This window comes from Pseudorhodobacter sp., assembly GCF_030452865.1.
GTDB lineage: Bacteria > Pseudomonadota > Alphaproteobacteria > Rhodobacterales > Rhodobacteraceae > Pseudorhodobacter.
Genome location: NZ_JAKDLJ010000231.1, coordinates 1 through 5,854 on the forward strand (window position 1 = coordinate 1; position 5,854 = coordinate 5,854).

The window sequence follows — 5,854 nt, forward strand, 5'->3', positions numbered from 1 at the left end:
GATCCGCACCCACCCCGATTGTGTAGATTTTCACACCCAGTTTTTTCGCCAGATCGGCAGCGGCAAGCGGTGTCATCACGCCGGCATTGCTGGCCCCATCGGTCAGCAACACCAGAACCCGCTCCCCTTTGGGGCGATCTTTCAGGCGTTTAACGGCAATTGCGATGGCGTCACCAATCGCGGTTTCGGTGCCGGTCAACCCAACCTCTGCCTGCCCGAGCAGTTGGCGCACGACATCGCGGTCAAAGGTCAGCGGTGCTTGCAGATAAGCGCGGTCGGAAAACAGCACGAGACCGATACGGTCACCCTTGCGCCGTGCGATGAAGTCATCAGCGGTCTGTTTGACCACTCCAAGCCGGGTGCTGCGTTGACCGTTCAGTGCGAAATCCTCTCGGCCCATGCTGCCGGACAGGTCGATAGCGAGCATGATGTCACGGCCTTCGGTGGGCAGCGGCACCTCTGGCCCGATCATCGCAGGCCGCGCCAATGCGGTCAGCAGCAAGACCCAAACGGCGGTCATCACAGCCAGACGAAGCCAGCTTTGCAGCGGCTTGCGCCCGCCTGCGGTGCCGTGGTGTTGCAGCGCGGCAAAGAACGGCACCCGCAGCGCCCCATTGGTCGATTGCGGCAGGGGTTTAAGGACATATCGGATCAACAACGGCGCGGGAAGTGCCAGAAAGACGAGCGGCCAAAGGAAAGTCATTTTGCGCGCCTCCGTATCCAGGTTTCTGCCTCTGTCAACGCGCTGCGCAAGCCTTGTGCAGCTTGCGCGCTGCCGGTTGGTGCATAAGGCGCGTTGGCGATCAATGCGGCGGTTTGCGGTGTCAGTCCGCCGGGGCCACGGCCCAGTTCGGCCACCCAAGCCACGCCGCTGACCGAAGCGAGGCCGCGCGCCTCCGGTCCGGTCAACACGATGCGGCGCAGCAGAATGGCAAGATCGGTCGCTACGTCGGGGTCGCCTGCATTCGAATCCAAACGGGTTTTCAGTCTGGAAAGTTCCGCGAGCGCGGCATAGCGCACGGTTCTGCGGCGATGAGCGATCAACGCCAAAGCCAGCAGCAACAACACGGCGGCCAATGCGATCAACACCCAGATGCCAGTGGCGAGCGGCCACCAGCCAACAGGCTCCGGCAGGCGGATATCATGCAGCTTTGCCAGTTCGGCTTGCATTTCCGGTGAAAGGGGGGTCATGCCGCATTCCTTTTCGGGACGTGCCGGTGCGGAGCCGCGCGTTTGACTTGCAGCAGTGCCTTGGGATCGTCCGGGGTCATGATGCTGTGCCAGACCAACCCGGACCGACGCGCGAGCGTTTGCAACGCTACTTGCCGCTCGGCAAAGGCACGCGCATGCAGATCAAGATCAGCGCGGGTCATTTGGCTGATGGAAAGCACCGCAGCTCCATCGCTCAACCGTCCGCCGCGCGGCGGCAGTTGTGCATCCAGCGCGTCATGCACAAAAATCATCGTCACATGGGCGCGATGCGACAGGCGGCGCAATTCCGCCTCCATCATTTTGCCATGATCGGCGAAATCGCTGATGATGAAGGCAAGCGTTCCGGGGCGGCAGACATGGCGCAACTTGCGCAAGACCTTGTGCATCGGCACCTCGACGCCTTGCAGGCGATTGCCTTGCACAGGCGCCAGCCGCGTCGCCTCGCTCGCCGCATGCAGAAAGGCAAGCATTGCGGTGCGGGTCCGGGCAACCGGAAATTCCAGCAACCCGCTGCGGGTCAAGATGAACCCGCCAACCCGGTCGCCACCGTCAACGCCAACCCATGCCAGCATCGCCGCAATTTCTGCCGCAAGATGGGATTTGAAGCGGGTCTTGGTGCCAAACTGCATCATCGCCCGCAGATCGAGAACGACATAAACCGGGCGTTCCCGCTCCTCATGGAACATCTTGGTATAGACCTCATTGCTGCGCGCGGTCAGGCGCCAGTCAATGGTGCGGATATCATCGCCGGGCTGATAGGCGCGCGATTCCGCATATTCCATGCCTCGCCCGAAAAAGACCGAGCGATTGGCCCCCCACATATGCGTGCTGACCCGGCCACCGGGGGCGAAACCGGTAATCGCGCGATCAGGTCGGGCGCGGATCAACTCTGCCGGGCTGATTTCAACGCCTTTGGCATGGGTCCGGGATTGTGGGGTTCCAAATTCGGGGGTGCGGGAAACCGGCATTGTTGACCCCTTTCAACTGACCGGAACAACGGCAAGGAGTTCGTCGATCAGACTGTCCTTGGTGACGCCATCGGCTTCCGCTTCGAAGGTGAGGATCAGGCGGTGTCGCAGCACATCATGGATGACTGCCTGCACATCACGCGGAGTCGCGAAATCCGCGCCGCGCATCCATGCGTGAACGCGGGTACAGCGATCCAGCGCAATCGTGCCGCGCGGACTGGCGCCATAAGCGATCTTGCCACCAAGCGTTGCGCCGAAACCATCGGCGCTGCGGGTCGCAAAGATCAGTTGCAGCATGTATTCTTCCAGCGTGTCCGAAACATAGACGCCCAACGCCTCGCGCCGGGCCGCCATAATCATATCTTCGGTCACGCTGGCGACCTGCGGTTTCGCTTCGCCCATGGCCTCACCGCGCACAATCTTCAGGATCAGGCGTTCGGCGGCGGGATCGGGGTAGCCGATGCGCAGATGCATCATGAATCGGTCAAGCTGCGCTTCGGGCAGCGGGTAGGTGCCTTCCTGCTCAATCGGGTTCTGGGTCGCCATCACCATGAACAGTTGAGGCAGGGGATAGGTCGTGCCCGCAACCGTGATGTGACGCTCGGCCATCGCCTCCAGCAGTGCCGACTGCACCTTGGCTGGTGCGCGGTTGATTTCATCCGCGAGGATCAGGTTGTGGAACAAAGGGCCGTATTGAAAGGTGAAGGTACCATGCTCGGGGCGATAAACTTCGGTCCCGGTCAGATCGCCCGGCAAAAGGTCGGGGGTGAACTGGATGCGCTTCTCATCGCAATCAATGGCTTGCGACAGGGTTGATATCGCCTTGGTCTTGGCGAGGCCGGGCGCACCTTCGACCAGGATATGACCGTCGGCAAAAAGCGCCAGCAACAGCCGGTCGACGAAATCGGTCTGGCCCACAATCGCAGCGTTGAGCTGGTCGCGCAGGCGCTTGACCACCGGGTTTGTCGCAGTGGATTCGGGTTGGGATTGAATGTTCATGTTTGCCTCGGCAGGGTTGGGAAATTATCGGGATCAGAAGTCACCGCGCCATGCCCCTGAACCGGGCAGCCGCATGGCGCGGTGGCAAAACGCTCAGTTGACAGCGCCCTGAACCGGGATCGCATCAACCCCGAACGACCGGACGATCACCGAATCCTCGATTGATTTCAGCGCAAGATTCGCGTCGAAGTAATTCTTCTGCTTGATCAGATCGGCAGCCTTGTTCAGATTGTCCATGCTGGCGCTTTCCGGCAGCATCGCGGCCGAGATGTTCACATCCACCGACGCAAGCCGCAGCGTGTCAATCGCGGCGTTCTTGTCGCCGGATGACATCTGGTCCTGTGCCTTCTTCACAGCAGCCTTGTTCGCATCCGTTGGCTGGAAACTGTCCGTCAGCATCATTGACACATCGAAGGGCAGATAATCCGCCTGTGCATCAGTTTTTTCCGTGTCGGCAACGCGAAGCGCCTTGAGATCAGTCTCGCCCTGCGTCAGCGCATCTTTTGCATCGGCGACTTTCGCGGCTCCGACATCAATCTCGTTGTCCATCAGCGCAACCCGCGCGGAGTGAACCGATTTCAGCGTCACAAGCGCCTGATCCGCAGTTTTCAGCAACTCCTTCTGGGTAGCATAGGGTGCTTGTTGCGTGGTGGCTGCGTCGGGCGTGGTGGCAAAAGCGGCAACGGAGCCAAGCGATGTTGTTGCCAACAGGCCAGCTACGGCTGCCACGACGAATTTGTTTGAGGTTTTCATGGGACTCATCCTTTCCGGACTGTATTTCGATGAACACAATCTGGGGGGACGAGTTTTCTGGGGCTTTTTGGAAAGTTTACATTTTTGACAGGTTAGCGGTCGGTCCGGCTGGATACGCCGCCGTCAATCCATCCCCGCGGACAGGTCAAGCAACGGCAGGGAAGGTGAGCGTAACCTTCAACCCCGGCGCATTGTCCGTCAGCGTGATCTCGATATCATGCCGTTCGGCGATCACCTTGACCAACGCGAGGCCAAGACCGCTTCCCGCACCGCTGCGGCTGCCGTCGAGCCGATAAAACGGTTCAAACACCTTGCGGCGTTCTTCCGCCGGTACGCCGGGGCCATGGTCTGCTATCACAACGATGGGGTTCGGGCCATCTTGTTGCAACGCAATGCAAATCTCGTTACCCGCAGGGCCGTGGTTGATCGCGTTCTGGATCAAATTCACGATCATCTGCTTGATCATGCGCGCATCGCCAAAGACCGGCGGTATCGACCCTGCCGGTGGTGAAAAGATCACGCTTTGACCACGGGCTTCCGCAATCGGCCCAAAACTTTCCGCCAGATCCACCAGTATCGGCAGCAGTGGAAATTCGACGAATTCCGCGTCTTTGGCTGCGGTTTCGATGCGCGATATGCGTAGAATGGTGTCAAAAATCCCGTTCAGCCGATCCAGTTCCGCCTCAACATTTTCAACGGCATTTTGGGGGTCCTGACCCTTTTCCAGCAGGGCCATCGCTGATTGCAATGAGAGTTGCGCCCTGGAAAGTGGTGTCTTCAGGTCATGCGCAATTGCTGTCGCCGTCGCTTTTGTCGTGACGATCAAACCCGACAGCCGGTCCAGATGGCTGTTGACGCGCTTCGAAATCCGGTCAATCTGGTCGCTTTCCCCTGACATCGGCACACGAATATCGGTGTCCCCCTGGGAAACGTGGTCAAGCGTAGATTCCAGATCATTGAGTTTTCGCAGGCTTTTGTGGCTTGCGGTATATCCGATCAACAGTATCACCGAACCCGCAAAAAGCCCCGACGCGAAGAGGGCAAGCATCAGGTGCCGTTCGGCAATGGTAATCAATGCAAGGTCATGCCCGATGACAACGACGATATGATCGAACAACACGGTATGGACATAATAGGGCAGCGGTGGATTGCCTTTGCCATTGACCGTCAATTCCGTGCGCTCAAACGTACGGAAATCGGGTATGTTTTCAATGTTTCCCGCAAGTTTCAGCCCATCGGTGCCGAAAACGCCAATCGCGCGCTGTGACAATGCAACAGGGTTGTTGATTTCCGAAATCGTGCGGATCAACGCCGCCTCACCACCCCTTTCGTAAATTTCGCGCAACATGACCTGTTCAGTCAGGATTTGCCGCTGCACCTCTTTTTCAAGAGTTTTCTGGACGAAGAAGAAGGATGCAATGGCGGTGACAGCCAGCGTTACAGCCACCGCAAACGTCGCATAAACGGCAGTGCGGAAGGCTGATCCTGCGATGATGTTAGCGCGGTCCATGGATCGTATACCCGAAATTGCGAACGGTATGGATCAGTTGCAGTTCGAAAGGCTTGTCGATTTTGGCGCGCAATCGGCTGACATGGGTTTCGACAACGGTGCTGTTTGGCTCAAAGTTGAAATCCCATACCTGTTCGAGCAACATGGTACGGGTCACAACGCGTCCGGCATTGCGCATCAGGATTTCAAGCAAGGCGAATTCCTTTGATTGCAATTCGATCACCTTGCCCTGACGCTTGGCAATGCGCGCCAGCAGATCGAGGTGCAGATCGTGCACGTCAAGCGCCGTCACTTCCGCGACCCCACTGCGTCGGCGGGTCAACGCCACGATCCGCGCCAGAAGTTCGGAAATGTGGAACGGCTTGGTCAGATAGTCATCTGCGCCCGCCGCCAACCCCGCAACGCGATCATC

At 58.9% G+C, this 5,854-nt stretch carries 7 protein-coding genes; all 7 read right to left on the bottom strand.

Annotation, left to right across the window (positions count from 1 at the left end):
• Positions 1 to 703 (bottom strand): VWA domain-containing protein (locus L0H65_RS13100; protein ID WP_301459495.1); only part of this gene is annotated, 703 nt, incomplete at its 3' end.
• Positions 700 to 1,191 carry a DUF4381 domain-containing protein gene (locus tag L0H65_RS13105; RefSeq protein ID WP_301459496.1) on the bottom strand — a complete coding sequence of 164 codons (492 nt, stop codon included), beginning with the start codon at positions 1,189 to 1,191 and terminating at the stop codon, positions 700 to 702. The genes L0H65_RS13105 and L0H65_RS13100, both read right to left, overlap by 4 nt.
• The gene (locus L0H65_RS13110) at positions 1,188 to 2,180 is read right to left on the bottom strand and encodes a DUF58 domain-containing protein (protein WP_301459497.1); all 993 of its coding nucleotides are present in this window, start codon (positions 2,178 to 2,180) and stop codon (positions 1,188 to 1,190) included. Before L0H65_RS13110 ends, L0H65_RS13105 begins: the two co-directional genes overlap by 4 nt.
• A gap of 12 nt (positions 2,181 to 2,192) precedes the next feature.
• Positions 2,193 to 3,179, bottom strand: coding sequence for a MoxR family ATPase (locus tag L0H65_RS13115; protein WP_301459498.1), 987 nt, complete (start codon positions 3,177 to 3,179; stop codon positions 2,193 to 2,195).
• A 93-nt stretch (positions 3,180 to 3,272) separates the two neighbouring features.
• On the bottom strand, positions 3,273 to 3,932 hold the full coding sequence (locus tag L0H65_RS13120) for a YfdX family protein (RefSeq protein WP_301459499.1): 660 nt from the start codon (positions 3,930 to 3,932) through the stop codon (positions 3,273 to 3,275).
• Between the two features lie 145 nt (positions 3,933 to 4,077).
• Complete coding sequence (locus L0H65_RS13125; protein ID WP_301459500.1) at positions 4,078 to 5,442, bottom strand: HAMP domain-containing sensor histidine kinase; 1,365 nt, start codon at positions 5,440 to 5,442, stop codon at positions 4,078 to 4,080.
• Positions 5,429 to 5,854 (bottom strand): response regulator transcription factor (locus L0H65_RS13130; RefSeq protein ID WP_301459501.1); only part of this gene is annotated, 426 nt, incomplete at its 5' end. The genes L0H65_RS13130 and L0H65_RS13125, both read right to left, overlap by 14 nt.